Source organism: Coriobacteriia bacterium, from assembly GCA_041658765.1.
GTDB lineage: Bacteria > Actinomycetota > Coriobacteriia > Anaerosomatales > JBAZZO01 > JBAZZO01.
Genome location: JBAZZO010000006.1, coordinates 67,973 through 86,726 on the forward strand (window position 1 = coordinate 67,973; position 18,754 = coordinate 86,726).

The following is an 18,754-nucleotide window of genomic DNA, read 5'->3' on the forward strand; positions in this document are numbered from 1 at the left end:
GTGATGAGAGGGAGGACCTAAGACGATGCCGAGACGCGGCCCCAAGGCGTCGAAGACCGAGAGCGCGAGCAGCGGACCGCAGCCGGCGCCGGCTGCCGACGCGCCGAAGCGCGACGGCGTCTCGGGTGTCATCGACGCGGCGGCGGACCTTCTCCAGACGTTCGTCGACTGGCTGCGCCAGGAGGCGGAGGCCCTGGTCCGGGAGAAGGTCGTCAAACCGATCCAGCGCCTCGGCCTCACCCTGGCGGCCGCTTCCGCCGCGGGGTGTCTCGCCGTCTTCGGCCTGATGTTCGTGGCGGTGGGCCTCTTCATGCTGCTCGGGCAGGCCATCGGTTACGCGTGGGCGCTGCTTCTCATCGGTGGGGTCTACCTCGTGGGCTCGCTCGTTTTCGTCGCGATCAAGGTGAGGATGATGCAGAAGTGACGTCCGAAGCGCCCGCCATCACCCTCGATGAACTGCGCCGCAAGGCCGAGCGCGTCCGAGAGCTCTCCGAAGAGGAGTTCCGCCGCCTGACGACCGAGCGTCTCTCGCGGACCATCGGCATCGCCGCCGTGGCCGCCGTGGTGCTGGTCTCGGCGGCATACATGCTGGGCGCGCGACGGCGCTGACGGGGGGATCCGCATGCGTGTCGACAGCATCACCGTGCACGAGGACCGGGTCGACGTCGTCGTTCGCGTGGAGGGCGGCGAGCCGTTGCGCACGTCCGCTGTCGGAGAGCTTCCCGAGAAGGTGCTGGAGCTTCTCCCCGGACTCGCTCGTCACCGCTGCGACAACGGCGCGTGCGCGACTTTCCGCGAGGAACTCGAGGACACCGAGATCGCGCACCTGTTCGAGCACGTGGTGATGGAGATGATGGCGCTCGCCGGATCGCCGCGCTCGCTCAAAGGCGAGACCGAGTGGGACTTCGAGCGGGACGGCCGAGGCTTCTTCCGCGTGAGCCTCGAGTACGACGACGACCTCGTCTGCCTCGGCGCCGTGAAGGCCGCAGACCGCGTGATGGACCATCTGCTCAGGGGCAAGGCGCCATTCGACGTCACCGCTGAGGCCGTTCGGCTGCGGGCGCTACGCGCCGCGCCGACCGCGATGCCGGCATAGACGCCCCTCGCCTCATCTTCGCGGCACGCTCCAGGGCCATCGCGAGGCCCGCCGTCGCGCCGTGGACGTTGCTCGAAGCCGCGCCGCCTGCGGAGCGGGACGCACCGCTCGCCGGGATTGCCCCGCCAGTGGCGGGATGTCTCTATCATGCGTTCGCGCCTCCGGATAGCCTCGAACCACCGAACGGGTTCCGGCCGATCGTCGTTCCCGCGACCCTGCCGCACCCGCGATTCGGAGGCTGAGGAGATGCCGACAGGGACTTCCAGGTGTCCTGGGAACGACGGCAGGTCTCTGACCGCCGGTATCTACAAGTGCCCACGGTGCGGCGGAGAGGTCGAGTTGTTCTCCGACGAAGGGCGCCGACGTTGTCCCTCGTGCGGCGCGACGGTGGTCAAGGAGCAAGCACCTAGCTGCATAGTGTGGTGTCAGCACGCCAGAGAGTGCCTGGGCGAGGAGCGCTTCGAGGCGCTCACGTCACGATCGGACGATCCCGCAGGACCCGAAGAGTAGCATCCCCATCCCCGCGACCCCTGCTCGGGCATCCCGCGTAGGGTATGTGTGACTCCGATGGACGAAGATCCGCGCACCGGCCGGATCGGCCAGCAGGGCGAGGGAACACGAGGAGCGTGAGTAGATGAAGTCGGATCTGGAGATCGCCCAGGAAGCGACCTTGCGGCCCATCACCGAAGTCGCTGCCGAGATCGGCATCTCGGAGGACCATCTCGAGATGTACGGCAAGTTCAAGGCGAAGATAGCGCTCGACGTCCTCGGCTCGTTGGCCGACCGTCCCCAGGGCCGCTACATCGATGTGACCGCGATCAACCCTACGCCGCTGGGCGAGGGCAAGACGGTCACCACGGTCGGCCTCGGTCAGGCGCTGAAGCATATCGGCAAGAACGTCATCACCTGCATCCGGCAGCCGTCGCTGGGTCCGGTCTTCGGCATCAAAGGCGGTGCGGCCGGTGGCGGCTACTCGCAGGTCATCCCGATGGAGGACTTCAACCTCCACCTGACCGGCGACGTCCACGCCGTCACGATGGCCAACAACCTGCTCGCCGCCTACATCGACAACCACCTCCACCACGGCAACGTCCTCGACATCGATCCCTACTCGATCACATGGCGGCGGGTGGTGGACCTCAACGATCGCGCGCTCCGCAACGTGGTCGTCGGCCTCGGCGGGAAGCTGGACGGTCCGCCTCGCGAGACCGGCTGGGACATCTCGGTCGCGAGCGAGGTCATGGCGATCCTGGCGATGGCGACCGACCTCGGGGACCTTCGCGCGCGCCTGGGCCGCATCGTCATCGGCACCGACCGCTCGGGCCAGCCCGTCACCGCCGAGGACCTGAAATGCGCGGGAGCGATGGCGGTGTTGATGCGGGACGCCGTCAAGCCGAACCTGATGCAGAACCTGGAGGGCGGCGCGGTACTCGTGCACGCCGGCCCCTTCGCCAACATCGCGCAGGGCAACAACTCCATCATCGCCGACAAGATCGCACTCAGGATCGCGGACTATGTGGTGACGGAGTCCGGTTTCGGCGCCGACATGGGCGCCGAGAAGTTCATGAACATCAAGTGCCGCGCTTCGGGGCTCGTTCCCGACTGCGTGGTCATCGTCGCGACCGTGCGCGCTCTCAAGGCCGCATCGGGCAAGTTCCAGGTCATCCCCGGCAAGCCGTTGGACGCCCGGCTGTTGACCGAGGACCTCGACTCGATCGCCGAAGGCATCGTCAACCTCGAGGTCCACGTCGAGAACATGAAGAAGTTCGGCGTACCGGTGGTGGTCGCGGTCAACCACTTCCCCACCGACACGGAGGCCGAGCACGCCTTCATCAAGGAGCGCGCGCTCTGTGCGGGCGCCGATTCCGCCGTCACGCACAAGGTCCACGCGGGCGGTGGGGCGGGAGGCGAGGAACTCGCGACGGCCGTCGTCGCTGCATGCGAGATGCCCAAGGAGTTCAAGTTGCTCTACCCGGACGACGCCTCGATCAAGGAGAAGATCGAGACCATCGCCCGCGAGATCTATCGCGCGGACGGTGTGGATTACCTGCCCGCCGCCGAGGCCAAGATCAGGCTCTACACCGATCTCGGCTACGGCAGCCTGCCGATCTGCATGGCGAAGACCCACCTGTCGCTGTCGCACGATCCGACGCTCAAGGGCCGGCCCACCGGCTGGCGCCTGCCGATCCGCGACATCCGAGCCAGCGTCGGCGCCGGGTTCCTCTACCCGCTGTGTGGCGACATGCGTACCATGCCGGGACTCCCGAAGACCCCCGCAGGCGACAACATCGACCTCGACGCCGACGGCAACGTCGTCGGGCTGTTCTAGCACGGGCGGAGGCAGACCGGCGATGCCGCGAGTGACGTTCATGCCCGATGGAGTGACCCTCACCGTCTCGTCAGGTGAGAGTCTCCTTCGCGCCGCCATGATGGCGGACGTGGGTGTGAGCGCTTCGTGCGGTGGCGACGGCACGTGCGGCAAGTGCCGGATGGTCGTCGAGCACGGCAAGGTCGACGGGTCGTCGTCGACGAAGCTGACCACCGAGCAGGTCGAGAAGGGCTACGTGCTCGCCTGTCTCTCGTCGGTGACGGAAGACGTCGCGGTGCGCATCCCCATCGAGTCGTTGCCGGGGGCCGCACCCGTTCATGGCGCCGGGCGGCGGCTCGTCAACACCGTGCTGTCGGCGGAGGACCATGCGGTCCGGCTTCCGCCGATCAAGCTGCACGCGCCCATCTTCAAGGCCGCGCTCGATCTGCAGGAACCCGATCTGACCGACAACGCCGCCGATGCCACCCGCGTGCGCCAGGCGTTGCGCCGGGGCTACGGCGTGCGCGGCGCGACGATCTCGCTCGACGCCCTGCGGCGCCTGCCCTCGCTCGCCCGCGAGGGCGGCTGGACGGTCACGGCGTTCGTCGCCGAGCCGTGCGAGGCGGGACCGTGCATCTCCGGGTTCCACGCGGGAGATACGAGCGCGCGGCAGTTCTCGGCGGCGGTGGACATCGGCACGACGACCGTGGAGGTAGCGCTGATCGACGTCGTGACCGGCCATGTGGTGGCCAGACACGCAGCATACAACGCGCAGGTCTCGCGAGGCGAAGATGTCATCACCCGGGTCATCGCCGCCGACAGCGAGGAGGGTCTGGAGGAGCTGCACGGTCTCGCCATCAAGAGCGTGTCGGATCTCATCGCGCTGTGCTTCGAGGAGGCCGGGGCCGACCCGGAAGACCTCGTGTCGTACGTCACCGCCGGCAACACCGTCATGACGCACCTGCTGCTCGGCATCTCGCCCGCGAGCATCCGCACATCGCCCTACGTCCCTCCCGCGTCGTCCTTCCCGTGGGTGCGGGCGCGCTCCCTCGGGCTCCCGGGTTCGGCCGCTACCCGCGTCGTGCCGCTGCCGTGCCCGGCGAGTTGGCTCGGCGGCGACGTCGTGGCCGGCGTCGTCGCGGCGGGTATCCCTTGGCGCGACAAGCTGACGCTCTTCATCGACGTGGGGACGAACGGCGAGATCGTGCTCGGCAACAGCGAATGGCTGGTGTCGTGTTCGTGCTCGGCAGGTCCCGCGTTCGAGGGCGGAGGCATCCGACACGGGATGCGCGCCGCGGAAGGGGCCATCGAGCAGGTACGCATCGACCCGGCGACGCTCGAGCCCTCGATCATGACGATCGGCTCGGCCAGCCCTATCGGCATCTGCGGCAGCGGGCTCATCGACACGGTGTGCGACCTCTTCCTATGCGGTGCGATCGACCGTACGGGCAAGTTCGCCGTGGAGCCCGACGGCGGCCGCATCCGCGACGGGGAACACGGGCGCGAGTACGTGCTCGTCCACGCCGGCGACTCGGGGACCGGCCACGCCATCACCCTGGGTGAGGTCGACATCGACAACCTCATGCGCGCGAAGGCCGCCATCTACGCGGGCATCTGCGTTCTGATCGAGAGCCTTGACGTGACCATCGGCGACATCAGCGAGGTCGTGGTCGCGGGAGGCTTCGGCCACTACCTGGACCTGGAGCGCGTCACCGCCTTGGGCATGGTGCCCGAGATGGACCCGGGCGACTTCGTGTTCCTCGGCAACGGTTCTCTGCTCGGCGCCACGCTGTGCGTCCGTTCGCGGGAGATGCTCGAGCAGGCGCGCTCGGTCGCCGAGATGATGACCTACCTCGAGCTCTCGGTGAACGCCGGCTTCATGGACCACTACGTCTCGGCTCTCTTCCTGCCGCACACGGACCTGTCGGCGTTCCCGCGCACGGAGGCGCTCCGAGCGCAGCGTTCCGGTGTTCGGGGGGTGAGCTAGATGGCCTTCACCATCGCGCTTGCCGGCAAGGGCGGGACCGGCAAGACGACCATGGCGGCGCTGCTCGTGCGCGCCCTGCGCGAGCTGGGCGCGCGTTCCGTACTCGCGGTGGACGCCGACCCCAATGCGTGTCTTCACGAGGCGCTCGGGCTGGAGGTGGAGCGGTCCGTGGGCGACATAACCGAGGAGATGCTCCGGCTCGCCGACGACAACCGTCCGGGAGGCATGGACAAGGAGACGTGGCTCGAGCTCAACGTGAACCGCTACGTGGTCGAGTCGACCGAGTGCGACCTGCTCTCGATGGGCCGTCCCGAAGGCTCGGGATGCTACTGCTACGCGAACAATCTCGTGCGAGCATGCATGGACGACCTGTCGCGCAGTTATGAGTACGTGATCATGGACAACGAAGCCGGTCTCGAGCACCTCTCGCGGCGGACCACGCGCAACGTCGACCTGCTGCTCCTCATCGCCGACCCGAGCGTGCGCGGCATCCGCACCGCCCGTACGCTCGACGAGCTCGCCGGCGAGCTCGGGATAGCCGTTGGCGCGCGCTACCTCGTCGTCGATCGCGCCCAAGAGCCGCTCGACCCCGTGCTCCTGGAGGCCGTCGCGGCCACTGGCATCCCTCTGCTCGGCACCGTCCCCAGCGATGACGGCGTGACCCGCTGTGATCTGCTCGGCACGGGCCTGTTCGACCTGCCCGACGACTCTCCGTCGCTCGCCGCCGTCAAGGAGATGGTCACCCGTGCGGTGCCCGTCCTCTCCGGCGCGAGCGTCTGACCCCGCGAGTGCCGGTACCGATCAGGGAGGGAACGGACGTGACTGCAACGATCATCGACGGGAAGGCTATCGCGGCGAAGCGGCGCGCAGCCGTAGCGGAGCACGTGCGCGAGCTCGTCGCGCGCGGCGTGACGCCGGGTCTGGCGGTCGTCATCGTCGGCGAGGACCCCGCTTCGCAGATCTACGTCCGCAACAAGCACAAGGCTTGCGACGAAGTGGGCATCCGCTCGTTCCAGTACGAGCTTCCACAGACCACCACGCAAGAGGAACTGCTCGCGCTCGTGCGCGAGCTGAACGGCCGTGGCGACGTCCACGGCATCCTCGTGCAGTTCCCGCTCCCCGCCCATCTCGACGAGGACGTGGTGATCGAGGCGATCGGTCTGGACAAGGACGTCGACGGCTTCCACCCCGAGAGCATCGGCCGGCTCGTGGTCGGCAAGGACACGTTCGTGTCGTGCACGCCGGCAGGCGTGATGGTCCTGCTCGAAGAGTCCGGGGTGGACCTCACCGGCAAGGACGTGGTGGTCGTCGGGCGCAGCAACAACGTCGGCAAGCCCGCCGCGCTGCTCGCGCTCGCGCGCAACGCCACCGTCACGACGTGCCACTCGCGAACACGCGACCTGGCGGGCCATGTGCGCTCGGCCGACGTCGTCATCGTCGCCATCGGCCGAGCGGAGATGATCAAGGGCGATTGGATCCGCGAGGGCGCCGTGGTCATCGACATCGGGATGAACCGCACCGAGGACGGCCGTCTCGTGGGAGACGTCGAGTTCGAGACCGCCAAGGAACGGGCCTCCGCGATCACCCCGGTCCCCGGGGGCGTGGGTCCGATGACGATAGCCATGCTGCTCGAGAACACCGTCAAGTCCGCCGCCAGAGTCGCGGACTCGGAGTAGGAGGCGTGAAGTGACGTACCAGGATCCGGTCGAGAGGCCGACCGGCAGCATCCGTGAGGTGACGCTCGGCGCAGGTGCCGGAGCCGTGACCGTGGGCGGAGAGTCCGCGCTGCCGTTCTACCTGTTCGACGGCGCGATGCCGAACCGGCCGCGCATCGCGATGGAGGTCTTCGACCTCGTCCCCGACGGCTGGTCGGCGACGCTGACCGACGCGCTCGGCGCCGTGATCTCGGACCCGGTCGCGTGGGCCCGCGCCTGCGTCGACGACTGGGGCGCCGACATGGTGTGCGTCCAACTCGCCGGTACCGACCCCAACGGAGCGGATCGTTCTCCCGACGAGGCCGCCGAGACCGTCAAGGCCGTCGTGGCTGCGGTCGGTGTCCCCGTCGTGGTGTACGGCTCGGGCAACTCGGAGAAGGACGGCGAGGTCCTCAAGAAGGTGGCCGAAGCGGTCACCGGGACCGTCATCGCCATCGGTCCGGCCACCGAGGACAACTACAAGCCCATCACGGCAGCGGCCATGGGCTACGGCCACGCGGTCATCGCTTCGACGCCCATCGACGTCAACATGGCGAAGCAGCTGAACATCCTCATGACCCAGATGGGCCTGCCCGCCGAGCGCATACTCGTCGACCCGTCGGTCGGCGCGGTCGGTTACGGGGTCGAGTATGCGTACACGGTCATGGAGCGGTTGCGTCTGGCCGCCCTGAGCCAGAACGACGACATGACGCAGATGCCGATGATCTGCAACCTGGGCAAGGAGGCGTGGCGCTCGAAAGAGGCTCGCGCCACCGAGGAGGACGAACCGGCCTGGGGCGACGCCTCCAAGCGCGGAGTCCTATGGGAGACGACGACCGCCGTCACGCTGGCTCTCGCCGGTGCCGACGTACTCGTGATGCGCCACCCCGAAGCGGTGGCGACCGTCCGCACGGCGATGGACACGCTGCTAGACCAGTAGCGCATCCGCAAGGAGAAGGTGAGCCCGATGTCCGACGAATCCACCGCCACCGAGTCCGACGAATACAGCATCGATCCGACAACGGCCCAGATGCTCAAGATCGCCGACGACCTCGGGATAGAGACGGCGTTCTCGCGGTCGCGCTCCATCAAGCCGTGCTCGACCGGTGCGACCGGGGGATGCTGCAAGCTGTGCGCGATGGGACCGTGTCGCCTCATCGGCAAGCACGAACGCGGCGTCTGCGGCGCCGATCGCGAGACGATCGCCGCGCGCAACTTCGTGCGGCAGGTCGCAGCAGGGGCCTCCGCGCACTCGGATCACGGTCGCGAAGTCGCTCTGGCACTGCGCGGGATCGCCACCGGAGAGATCGAGGGCGGCTCCATCGCCGACACCATCAAGCTGGCCAAGGTCGCCGGGTACATGGGTATCGACATCGCCGGCAAGGACGTGAGCCAGCTCGCGCTCGAAGTGGCCGACTGCGCCCTAGCGCAGTTCGGCCAGCAGACCGGCGAGCTGGTCTACATCGGTCGCGCACCGAAGAAGCGCCAGGACCTGTGGCGCAAGTACGGCGTGGTGCCGCGCGGCGTCGACCGCGAGGTGGTCGAGGCGATGCACCGCACGGCGGCCGGTACCGACCAGAACCACCTGACCCTGCTCGACGGAGCCGTGAAGTGCGCGCTCGCGAGCGGCTGGGGCGGTTCGATGCTCGCCACCGACCTGCAGGACATCCTCTATGGGACCCCGCAGGCGTTGCGCTCCTCCGCCAACCTCGGCGTTCTCTCCGAGGAGAAGGTGAACATCCTCATCCACGGTCACGAGCCGCTGCTCGCCTCGATGATCATCGACGTCGCGCACGAAGCGGAGATGATCGCGCTGGCCGAGTCGGTGGGCGCCAAGGGCATCAACATCGCCGGCATCTGCTGCACCGCCAACGAGTCGCTCATGCGCAAGGGCGTCCCGCCCGCGGGCAACATGCTCCAGCAGGAGCTCGCAGTCCTGACGGGCGCCGTCGAAGCGATGGTCGTCGACGTGCAGTGCATCTTCCAGGGCCTGAACGAGGTCGCCTCGCACTTCCACACCAAGCTCATCTCCTCGAGTCCGAAGGCGCGCGTCGGCGACTCCGAGCACATCGTCGTCGACGAGCACAAGCCCATGGAGGCCGCGCGAGCCATCGTCCGCGCCGCGATCGAGAACTTCCCGAACCGCAAGGACACGCACATCCCTCACGTGTCCGAGCCGATAGTCGCCGGCTTCAGCCACGAGTACATCCGCTACATGCTCGGCGGCAAGATGCGCGCTTCGCTCACGCCGCTGAACGAGAACATCGTCAACGGCAGGATCCGCGGCGTGGCGGCGGTCGTGGGCTGCTCGAACCCGCGTGCCGTCCAGGACTACGCGGTCGTCAACGTGGTGCGCGAGCTCATCGCCAACAACGTGCTCGTCGTGGTGACCGGCTGCGCCGCGATCACGAGCGGCAAGCATGGCCTGCTCACCCCCGAGACGATGGAGTTCGCGGGCGAGACGCTGCGGGAGGTCTGCGAGACCGTGGGCATCCCGCCGGTCCTGCACATGGGCTCGTGCGTCGACAACTCGCGCATCCTCACAGTCCTCGCCGACGTCGCGGCGACCGGGGGACTCGGCGACGACATCGCGGGTCTGCCCGCGGTGGGGCTCTCGCCCGAATGGTTCTCGGAGAAGGCGCTCGAGATCGCCACATATGCCGTGGCCTCTGGGGTCCACGTCATCTTCGGCGGCGTGGGCTCTCCGGTCGCGAACAGTCCGATCGTCACCGAGTACATGATCTCGGGCTGGACCGAGCGCTACGGGGGCAGCCTTCGCTTCATCACCGAACCGCAGGACATGGTCGTCGCCACACTCGACCTCATCGACGCCGCGCGCAAAGCGCTCAAGATCGATGTGGCCGCCGAACGCGTCCTGTTCGACATGGACATGAGGAGGGAACTCAGTGTCTAAGATCATCGCCTCCGCCGCGATCCGCGGCGCTCACAGCATCGTCGGCAAGGCCGAGGCCACGCTCGCAAAGGTCAAGGAGGCGCACGGCGCCGAGCACGCTGTCGAGTTCCCCAACACCGCCTACTACCTCCCCGTCGTCTACGGTTTGACGGGCGAGAAGGTCGAGAAGCTCTCGGACATGGACCGCGTACTCGCCATCGCGCGCGACCTTCTTCCCGAGGCCCCCTCGGAGCACCTGTGGCTGCCCTACCTCGGAGGCACGCTCGACGCCGGCATCGCCACGCTGCTGGCCGAGGAGTGCATCGAGGCCATGACCTACGTCACCGACGATCCGCCCCCGGTGACCGACCTGTGGCTCGGCGCCGCGGACGACGTCATCATGCGCGCCAAGGGCGTCGAGTTCGTCGACGGCTCGGCTCCCGGTTTCGCCGCCGTGGTCGGCGCCGCTCCCGACAACGCGACCGCGGTCAGACTCGCCCGGGAGATGCAGGAGAAGATGCTCTACGTCTTCATGGCCGGTCACGACGGCGGTGTCGCGTTCGGAGAGCAACTCGCCGCCGAGGACATCCAGCTCGGATGGGACTCCCGTCTCGTCCCGTTCGGCAAGGAGGTCTACAGCCAGATCTACTCCGTCGGCTTCGCCACCCGTGCCGCCATGGCGTTCGGCGGCGTCCAGCCGGGCGACTACGAGCGCATCCTGGCCTACAACAAGAGCCGCGTCTTCGCGTTCGTGCTCGCGCTCGGAGAGGTCACCGACGAGTGGTACGCGACCGCGGCCGGCGCCATCAGCTACGGCTTCCCGACCATAGCCACGAGCGACATCCCGCAGATCCTGCCCACCGGCGTGTGCACCTACGAGCACGTGGTGTCCAACATCGGCTGCGACGAGCTCGTGCAGAAGGCCGTCGAGGTCCGCGGTCTGAAGATCAAGGTCATCGACATGCCCATCCCGGTGAGCTACGGTCCCGCGTTCGAGGGCGAGCGCGTGCGCCGCGAGGACACCCATGCCGAGGCCGGCGGCCAGAAGAGCACCGCCTTCGAACTTCTGCGCACCCGCGACGCTGCCGAGGTCACGGACGGCAGGATCGAGGTCATCGGGCCGGAGCTCGACGAACTCGAAGAGGGCGCGCTCGTCCCGCTCGGCATCGTCGTGGACGTGGCCGGCCGCAAGATGCAGTCCGACTTCGAGCCGGTCATCGAGCGCCAGTTTCACCACCTCATGAACTTCGCGGAGGGCGTTCTCCACATGGGGCAGCGCGACCTGATCTGGCTGCGCATCAGCAAGGCGGCGAAGGAGAAGGGTTTCCGGTTCCACCACCTCGGCGACCTCCTGCACGCCAAGCTGCTCGACGAGTTCGACGCCATCGTCGACAAGGTGCAGGTCACGATCTACACCGAGCAGGCCAAGGTCGACGAGATGATCGTCGAGGCGCGCGCGATCTACGACGTACGCGACGAGCGGATGGCGGGCCTCAACGACGACACCGTCGACGTCTTCTACTCGTGCTCGCTGTGCCAGAGCTTCGCGCCCAACCATCTCTGCGTGGTGACGCCCGAGCGTCTCGGCCTGTGCGGCGCCTACAACTGGCTCGACGCCAAGGCGAGCAACGAACTCAAGCCCACCGGCCCCAACCAGCCCATCACGAAGGGCGCGCTCCTCGAGGAGCGCCTCGGTCAGTGGTCCGGGGTCAACGAGTTCATCTGGGAGAAGTCGGGCCGCACGATCGAGAGGATGAGCTGCTACTCCCTCATGACCGACCCGATGACGAGCTGCGGCTGCTTCATGTGCATCATCGCCCTCCTGCCGATGTGCAACGGCGTGATGATCGTGAACAGGGAGTTCGCCGGCATGACCCCGTCGGGCATGAAGTTCTCCACGCTCGCCGGCATGATCGGCGGCGGAGTGCAGGCGCCGGGCTTCATGGGCGTGGGCCGCGGATACCTTACGAGCCGCAAGCTCCTCTACGCCGAGGGCGGCCTGTCGCGCGTGGTCTGGATGCCCAAGGAGCTCAAGGAGACGATAGCGTCCTCTCTCAAGCCCCGCATGGAGGAGATGGGCGATCCCGGCTTCCTCGACAAGATCTGTGACGAGACCATCGCCGAGACCGAGGACGCCGTGCTCGAGTTCCTCACGAGCGTGAACCACCCCGCCCTTTCCATGGACCCGCTCTTCTAGGGCGCGAGCAGCAAAAGGAGTGAGCCGGATGGCTCTCAGCGGCATCGAGATATTCAAACAGCTCCCCAAGACCAACTGCGGCGACTGCGGTGTTCCCACCTGCCTGGCTTTCGCCATGAAGCTCGCGCAGGGCCAGGCTGAGCTCGCTGCGTGCCCCCACATCTCCGACGAGGCGAAGGCAGCCCTGGCCTCGGCGGCGGCGCCGCCCATGCGCGCCGTGACGGTGGGCAAGGGCGACGCGGCGTTCACCGTGGGCGAGGAGACCGTCGTCTTCCGGCACGATCGGACCTTCGTCAACCCGTGCGCGATCGGCGTGAGCGTCGACGCGAGTGCGGCCGACGAAGGGATCGACGCCGTGGTCGCACAGGCCGAAGCGGCGAGCTTCGAGCGCGTCCAGCAGCACCTGGCCTGCGGGTTCGTGGCCGTGCGCGGCGACGGCGATGCCGCCCGCTACAAGGCGGCCGTCGAGCGCGTGATGTCGAAGACGTCCCTGCCGCTCGTGCTGATGACCGAAGACGCCGCCGAGGCGGGGGCCGCTCTGGAATCCGCCGCCGCCGCCGGGCGCCCGCTCCTGTGTGCTGCGACCGCCGCGAACGCCGACGCCATGATCGAGTTGGCCAAGCGGCACTCCTGCCCTCTCGTGGTCCGCGGCGACGGGCTGGCCGAAGTGGCCGCGCTCACCGCCAAGGCGAAAGCGGCCGGCGTCGAGGACCTCGTCATCGACAGCGCTCCGAAGACCGCCGGCGCTGCCCTGCGCGACGCGGTGTTCGCGCGCCGCTGCGCGCTCGTCAAGAAGTTCGCGGAGCTCGGCTATCCCACCATCTGCTTCCCCTGCGACCTCGCCGGCGGCGACGCCATGCTCGAGACGGCGTACGCCGCTGTGGATGTCGCCAAGTACGGCAGCATCATCGTCCTGTCGGGCGCGGAGCCGTGGCGGATGCTTCCCCTGCTGGTCCTGCGTCAGAACATCTTCACCGATCCGCAGCGCCCGATGCAGGCCGAGTCGAAGATCTACGCCATCAACGATCCCGGGCCGGAGGCACCCTTCCTCGTCACCACCAACTTCTCGCTCACGTACTTCATCGTCTCCTCGGAGATAGAGGGCGGGAGGATGCCGGCCTACCTCGGCATCGTCGATGCGGAGGGCCTGTCGGTCCTCACCGCGTGGGCGGCCGGCAAGTTCGTCCCGGAGCGGATAGCCAAGTTCGTCAAGGACACCGGCATCGCCGAGACGGTCTCGCATCGCGAGATCATCATCCCCGGCGCCGTCGCCCAGATCAGTGGCGAGCTCGCGGAGGAACTTGACGGGTGGACCGTGACCGTGGGTCCCTACGAGGCGGCCGAGCTGCCGGCCTTCCTCAAGAGACGTGCCGGCTAACGCACGCGAGACCGAGGGACGGTGGTCCTCATGGCGGCGCAGAAGACCGGTGGATCGCTCGACTGGTCTCCCATGCCGCCCACTGTCTTCGCGCCATGCCGCTCGAAGTGCCCGGCGCACGTCGACGTCCCGGGCTACATCACCGCGATCGCCGAAGGCCGGTTCACGGATGCGCTCGAGATCGTGCTCGAGCGCAACCCTCTTCCGAGCGTGTGCGGGCGTATCTGCCTGCGTCCTTGCGAGGAGGGCTGTAGGCGCTGTCTGCTCGACGAACCGGTCGCCATCGCCATGCTCAAGCGAGCGGCGGCCGATTTCGGCGCCTACCAGCACCCCAAGCCTCGGGCCCTGCGCAAGGAGTCGGTCGCGGTGGTGGGCTCAGGCCCCGCGGGCCTGACCGTCGCGCACGACCTGGCCGCCCAAGGCCTTCGCGTGACCATCATCGAAGCCAAGCCCAAGCTCGGAGGCATGCTCCGATACGGCATCCCCGAGTACCGCCTGCCCGGCAAGGCCCTCGACCGGGACATCAGCCACATCCTCTCGCTGGGGGTGGAGGTGCGCACCGGCGTCAAGGTCGGAGCAGACGTGACGCTGGCGCGACTCGGCGAGGAGCACGACGCCGTCGTGGTGACCGCCGGTCTCCAGAGCAGCCGCGTCCTGGAGATCCCCGGCGCCCACCTGCCGCGGGTCCTGGCCGCGCTGCCGTTCCTGGAGGCGGCGGCGTGCGGAGAGAGGACCGGCATCGGGAAGCGCGTCGTCGTGGTGGGCGGCGGTAACGTGGCGATGGACGTGGCGCGCACGGCCCGACGGCTCGGCGCGGCGCAGGTCGATGTCGTCTGTCTCGAGAGCGCAGAGGAGATGCCCGCCTCGCGACAGGAGGTCGAGGAGGCGAGGCTCGAGGGCGTCGGGGTGCACTGTTCGTGGGGTCCGCGCGAGATCTTGGGCGAAGAGGATGTCTCCGCTCTCGACGTGGTCCGGTGCACGTCGGTCTTCGATGAGGACCGGCGGTTCTCGCCTGTGTTCGACGAGAGCGAGACGCGTCGCTTCGAGGCCGACACCGTCATCTTCGCCACGGGGCAGGGCGCCGACATCGGCGATCTCGGCATCGAGACCACGCCGCGCGGAGGTGCGGTCATAGACCCGCAGACCATGAAGACGTCGATCGAAGGTGTCTACGCCGCCGGAGACGTGGTGACGGGCCCGACCAAGGTCATCGACGCCATCGCCGAAGGCCACCGGGTGGCCGCGTGCGTGATACGGGACCTGACCGGGGACACCGCGTTGCTCGACGGGCTCGACCAGGAGAGCGACACGCTGGGCGAGGTGCCCGAGAGCATGCGGTACAAGGTCGTGACCCGCAGGCGCGTCCAGATGGAGAGGCTCGAGTTCTACGAGGCCGTCGGCACTTTCGACGAGATCGAAGCAGGCTACACCGAATACGAGGCCGCCCGCGAGGCCCAGAGGTGCCTCGGCTGCACGACCGGCGCTCGGCTGGTGCGTGAGAAGTGCGCGTCGTGCCTCACCTGCGTGCGCGTGTGCCCCCACAACGCGCCCAACGTGAAGTACCGCGGCTATCTGATCTTCGACGCGGAGGCGTGCCACGCGTGCGGCGCCTGCGCGTCGCAGTGTCCGGCGCACGCCATCAACATCGAGGGCCACTCGGAAGAGGAGATGGATCGCCGCGTCGAGACGGTCCTGGCCGGCAGCGCCGGCGACGCGACCATGCAGTTCGCCTGCGGGTGCACGCCTCTCCTCCCCGAGCTGGGCTTGAGCGACCCGCGGACCCTGACGGTCACATGTCTGCTCCGCGTGAGCGAGGCGACGGTGCTCCGCGCGCTCCAGCACGGAGCTGGACGAGTGGTCTTCACCGGTTGCGTCGAGGTCAACTGCCGCTATCCCTACGCGCGCGAACTGGTCGCGCGCCGGGAGGCCGACATCCGTGCGCTGCTCAGGCAGATGGGGATGGATGACGCCCTCATCGTCCCCGAGGCGACCGACGAGGACGAAGGAGTGCACCTGAGATGATCGTGGTGCGCGCGAAACCTCTCGAGGAGGTCTTCGACATGGTCGTCGCTCACGAGCGAGTCCTTCTCGTGGGCTGCAACACGTGCGCCGCCGTCTCCTTGGCCGGCGGGGAGATGGAGGTCGCCACGCTCGTCGAGGCGCTCCGCTTGATGGCCGCGCGCCGCGGCCGCGCGATCGAGTTCACCGGCTCGGTCCTGCAGCGCCAGTGCGAGCCCGAGTTCCTCGAGGAGCTCGGGGACGAGGGGTACGACGCCGTGCTCTCGCTGGGGTGCGGCGCGGGCGTGGCCCTGCTCTCCGACACCACGAAGGTTCCGGTGTATCCGGCGCTCGACACCATGTTCATCGGCGCGGCCAAGGGATTCGCCTCGTGGCAGGCCGAGTGTTCGGCATGCGGCCAGTGCGTGCTCGGCCGCACCGCCGGCATCTGCCCGATCACGCGTTGCGCGAAGGGCATCATGAACGGCCCGTGCGGCGGCGTGAAGGACGGCCGCTGCGAGCTTGGCGACCGCGACTGCGCCTGGGTGCTCATCTACGAGCGTCTCGAGGCCCAAGGCCGCCTCGGCGAGTTCGGGCGGTTCGGCGAGGCGAAGGACCACTCCGTCCGCTCGAAGTGCGACGTGTGGGACATGAGCGACAAGGGGGGTGAGCCGAAGTGACGTTGCGGGAAGCGCTGGAGTCCGGCGAGTTCGTCGTGACCTCCGAGGTCGGCCCGCCCAAGGGGACCGACATCTCGGAGATGCTCTCCGCCGCCGAGATGTTGCGCGGCCGCGTGCACGCGCTCAACGTCACCGACAACCAGGCGGCTGTCATGCGCCTGTGCACCTTGGCGGCCTGCGTCCATCTCAAGGAGCGCGGCTTCGATCCGGTGCTGCAGGTGACCTGTCGAGACCGCAACCGGCTAGCGATGCAGTCGGACCTTCTCGGCGCAGCCTCCTTCGGCATCACGAACGTGCTCGCGCTGACCGGCGATCACGTTGCTGTCGGGGATCATCCGCAGGCCAAGCCGGTCTTCGATCTCGAGTCCGTGCAGCTCCTGGAGGCGATCAGGGCGCTGCGGTCCGGTCACGACCTGGCCGGCAACGAGCTGCACGGCACGCCGGAGTTCTTCGCCGGCGCCGTCGTCACCCCTGACGCTCACCCGCTCGCGCCGCAGCTCGCCAAGTTCGAGAAGAAGGTGGCCGCCGGCGCGCGCTACTTCCAGACCCAGGCGGTCTACGACCCGGCGACGTTCCGCGGGTTCATGGAGTATGCGCACGGACTCGGCGCGAAGGTGCTCGCCGGCCTCGTCATCCTGCGCTCGGCGCGGATGGCACGCTTCATGACCAAGAACATCCCCGGCATCTCGGTGCCCCAGCCGCTCATCGACGAGCTCGATCGCGCGGAGGACCCCGTCGCCGTCGGCGTCGAGATAGCGGCCCGCTTCATCACTCAGACGCGCGATGTGTGCGACGGTGTCCACATGATGGCCGTGGGAGCCGAGCACCTCGTCCCCAGGGTGCTCGACGCGGCCGGGCTCGAAGGGGTGAGCACGTGAAAGTAGCGGTCTCGGGCAAGGGCGGCGTCGGCAAGACCACACTCGCGGCGGGCCTCGCGCTGCTCTTCGCGGAGGCGGGCAGGCGGGTCATCGCCATCGATGCGGACCCCGACGCCAACCTCGCCATGGCCCTCGGCGCCACGCCCGAGGCCGCCGCGGCGTGCGTGCCGCTCGTCGAGGAGGACGAGCTCATCGAGGAGCGCACCGGCGCGGCCCCCGGCAGGGGCGGCATGTTCATCCTCGATCCCGACGTCTCCGACGTCGTCGAGCGCTGCGGCGTCACCTTCAACGGCGTGACCATGCTCAAGATGGGGACGGTGGAGCGCGGCGGTTCGGGATGCATGTGCTCGGAAGGCACCTTCCTCAAGGCGTTCATGCGCGATCTGCTCGTCGATCGTGACGATGTGGCCATCCTCGACATGGAGGCCGGCATCGAGCACCTCGGTCGCGGCACCGCCGAGGCGGTCGACGTGCTCATCGTGGTGATCGAGCCCGGCGGACGCTCGGTCCAGACGGCGCGCCAGGTCCGCGCGCTCGCGGCCGACATCGGCATCCGCGACGTCGTGGCGGTCGCGAACAAGGTCCGCGACGCCGACGATGCCGTGTTCGTGCGCGACGCGCTCGGCGACATCCCCCTGCTCGGCACGATGCCGCTGTGTGAGGGCGTCAGAGTCGCCGATCGCGAGGGGCGTCCTTCGTATCACGCCGACCCGGCCCTCGACGAAGCGCTGAGCGACATCGCGGGCGCGCTCGCGGCGCGGGTCGACTGGTAGCGGTCTCCAGCAACGATCAACGTCAGGAGGACAGATGCTCGTCATCGGTGAGAAGGTCAACATCATGAGCAAGACCATCGGCCCTGCGATGCGTGAGCGCGACGAAGGGCCCGTGCGTGCCATGGCGCTCACCCAGGTGGAGGGCGGCGCCGACGTGCTCGACATCAACCTCGGCCCCGCCACCAGGGGCGGCCCCGAGATGATGGAGTGGGTCGTGAAGGTGGTGCAGGAAACGGTCCCCGAAACCCGTCTGTGTCTCGACACGATGAACCCCCAGGCGATGGAGGCGGGCCTGAGGGTCTGCAAGCTCCAGCCGATCATCAATTCGACGTCGGCCGAGCGTGCCCGTCTCGAGACGTACTTGCCGATGGCGAAGACCTACGAGGCCGAGATCATCGGTCTGGCGATGACGGAGCACGGCGTCTCCCGCGACGCCAACGAGCGCATCGAGGCGGCCATGACGATCCTTGCCGCGATGATCGAGTTCGGCGTGCCGGCGGACCGCCTCTACCTCGACCCGCTCCTGCTCCCCGTGAGCGTGGCCCAGCAGCAGGCGCCCGAGGCGGCCGAGGCGATCGCCATGTTCGGTCAACTCGACGAGCCGCCGCTGAAAACGACGGTCGGCCTCTCGAACATCTACAATGGCTGTCCGGAGCACGTGAAGTCGCCGCTGGCCGCGGCCCTGCTCGCGATCATGATCCCCGCGGGCCTGACCTCGGCGATCATGGACCCCAACGACGAGCTCCAGATGATGGTCGCCCGCGCCGATCCGGCCGAACTCGAGCTGACCGAGTCGCTCGAGAAGTCGATGTCGGTGCTGCGGAACGAGACACTGTACTGCGACTCGTACCTGGACTAGCGAGAGGGCCCGG

The 18,754-nt window shown here is 68.3% G+C and carries 16 protein-coding genes; all 16 read left to right on the forward strand.

What is annotated here, in order from left to right:
* Nucleotides 1-25: 25 nt before the first annotated feature.
* The 16 genes from WC971_05275 to WC971_05350 all read left to right on the forward strand — a co-directional run bounded on the left by WC971_05275 (nt 26) and on the right by WC971_05350 (nt 18,741).
* Nucleotides 26-424: a phage holin family protein gene (locus WC971_05275; protein MFA5844226.1), complete on the forward strand. Its 399-nt coding sequence runs from the start codon at nt 26-28 to the stop codon at nt 422-424.
* Entirely contained in the window at nt 421-609 is a 189-nt protein-coding gene (locus WC971_05280) for a hypothetical protein (protein MFA5844227.1), read from the forward strand. The genes WC971_05275 and WC971_05280 overlap by 4 nt, the downstream gene beginning before the upstream one ends.
* 13 nt (nt 610-622) lie before the next feature.
* Nucleotides 623-1,096 carry a hypothetical protein gene (locus WC971_05285; protein ID MFA5844228.1) on the forward strand — a complete coding sequence of 158 codons (474 nt, stop codon included), beginning with the start codon at nt 623-625 and terminating at the stop codon, nt 1,094-1,096.
* Nucleotides 1,097-1,730: 634 nt separating this feature from the next.
* Nucleotides 1,731-3,425, forward strand: coding sequence for a formate--tetrahydrofolate ligase (locus WC971_05290; protein ID MFA5844229.1), 1,695 nt, complete (start codon nt 1,731-1,733; stop codon nt 3,423-3,425).
* A 22-nt stretch (nt 3,426-3,447) separates the two neighbouring features.
* Nucleotides 3,448-5,391, forward strand: a complete 1,944-nt coding sequence (locus tag WC971_05295) for an ASKHA domain-containing protein (protein MFA5844230.1) — start codon at nt 3,448-3,450, stop codon at nt 5,389-5,391.
* On the forward strand, nt 5,392-6,171 hold the full coding sequence (locus WC971_05300; GenBank protein MFA5844231.1) for an AAA family ATPase: 780 nt from the start codon (nt 5,392-5,394) through the stop codon (nt 6,169-6,171).
* 38 nt (nt 6,172-6,209) lie between these two features.
* Nucleotides 6,210-7,067 carry a bifunctional methylenetetrahydrofolate dehydrogenase/methenyltetrahydrofolate cyclohydrolase FolD gene (gene folD / locus WC971_05305; GenBank protein ID MFA5844232.1) on the forward strand — a complete coding sequence of 286 codons (858 nt, stop codon included), beginning with the start codon at nt 6,210-6,212 and terminating at the stop codon, nt 7,065-7,067.
* Between the two features lie 10 nt (nt 7,068-7,077).
* A complete protein-coding gene (gene cdhD / locus WC971_05310; protein MFA5844233.1) occupies nt 7,078-8,025 on the forward strand; it encodes a CO dehydrogenase/acetyl-CoA synthase subunit delta in 948 nt (315 codons plus the stop codon).
* Nucleotides 8,026-8,052: 27 nt separating this feature from the next.
* Nucleotides 8,053-9,999 carry an anaerobic carbon-monoxide dehydrogenase catalytic subunit gene (cooS, locus tag WC971_05315; GenBank protein ID MFA5844234.1) on the forward strand — a complete coding sequence of 649 codons (1,947 nt, stop codon included), beginning with the start codon at nt 8,053-8,055 and terminating at the stop codon, nt 9,997-9,999.
* Nucleotides 9,992-12,175, forward strand: a complete 2,184-nt coding sequence (gene acsB, locus WC971_05320; GenBank protein ID MFA5844235.1) for an acetyl-CoA decarbonylase/synthase complex subunit alpha/beta — start codon at nt 9,992-9,994, stop codon at nt 12,173-12,175. The genes cooS and acsB overlap by 8 nt, the downstream gene beginning before the upstream one ends.
* Nucleotides 12,176-12,203: 28 nt before the next feature.
* Entirely contained in the window at nt 12,204-13,553 is a 1,350-nt protein-coding gene (acsC, locus tag WC971_05325) for an acetyl-CoA decarbonylase/synthase complex subunit gamma (GenBank protein MFA5844236.1), read from the forward strand.
* Between the two features lie 30 nt (nt 13,554-13,583).
* Nucleotides 13,584-15,575: an FAD-dependent oxidoreductase gene (locus tag WC971_05330; protein ID MFA5844237.1), complete on the forward strand. Its 1,992-nt coding sequence runs from the start codon at nt 13,584-13,586 to the stop codon at nt 15,573-15,575.
* Nucleotides 15,572-16,231: a methylenetetrahydrofolate reductase C-terminal domain-containing protein gene (locus tag WC971_05335; GenBank protein ID MFA5844238.1), complete on the forward strand. Its 660-nt coding sequence runs from the start codon at nt 15,572-15,574 to the stop codon at nt 16,229-16,231. Before WC971_05330 ends, WC971_05335 begins: the two co-directional genes overlap by 4 nt.
* Nucleotides 16,228-17,109: a methylenetetrahydrofolate reductase gene (locus WC971_05340; protein ID MFA5844239.1), complete on the forward strand. Its 882-nt coding sequence runs from the start codon at nt 16,228-16,230 to the stop codon at nt 17,107-17,109. Before WC971_05335 ends, WC971_05340 begins: the two co-directional genes overlap by 4 nt.
* Nucleotides 17,106-17,882, forward strand: a complete 777-nt coding sequence (locus WC971_05345) for an AAA family ATPase (GenBank protein ID MFA5844240.1) — start codon at nt 17,106-17,108, stop codon at nt 17,880-17,882. The genes WC971_05340 and WC971_05345 overlap by 4 nt, the downstream gene beginning before the upstream one ends.
* Nucleotides 17,883-17,916: 34 nt before the next feature.
* Complete coding sequence (locus WC971_05350; GenBank protein ID MFA5844241.1) at nt 17,917-18,741, forward strand: dihydropteroate synthase; 825 nt, start codon at nt 17,917-17,919, stop codon at nt 18,739-18,741.
* Nucleotides 18,742-18,754 lie beyond the last annotated feature (13 nt).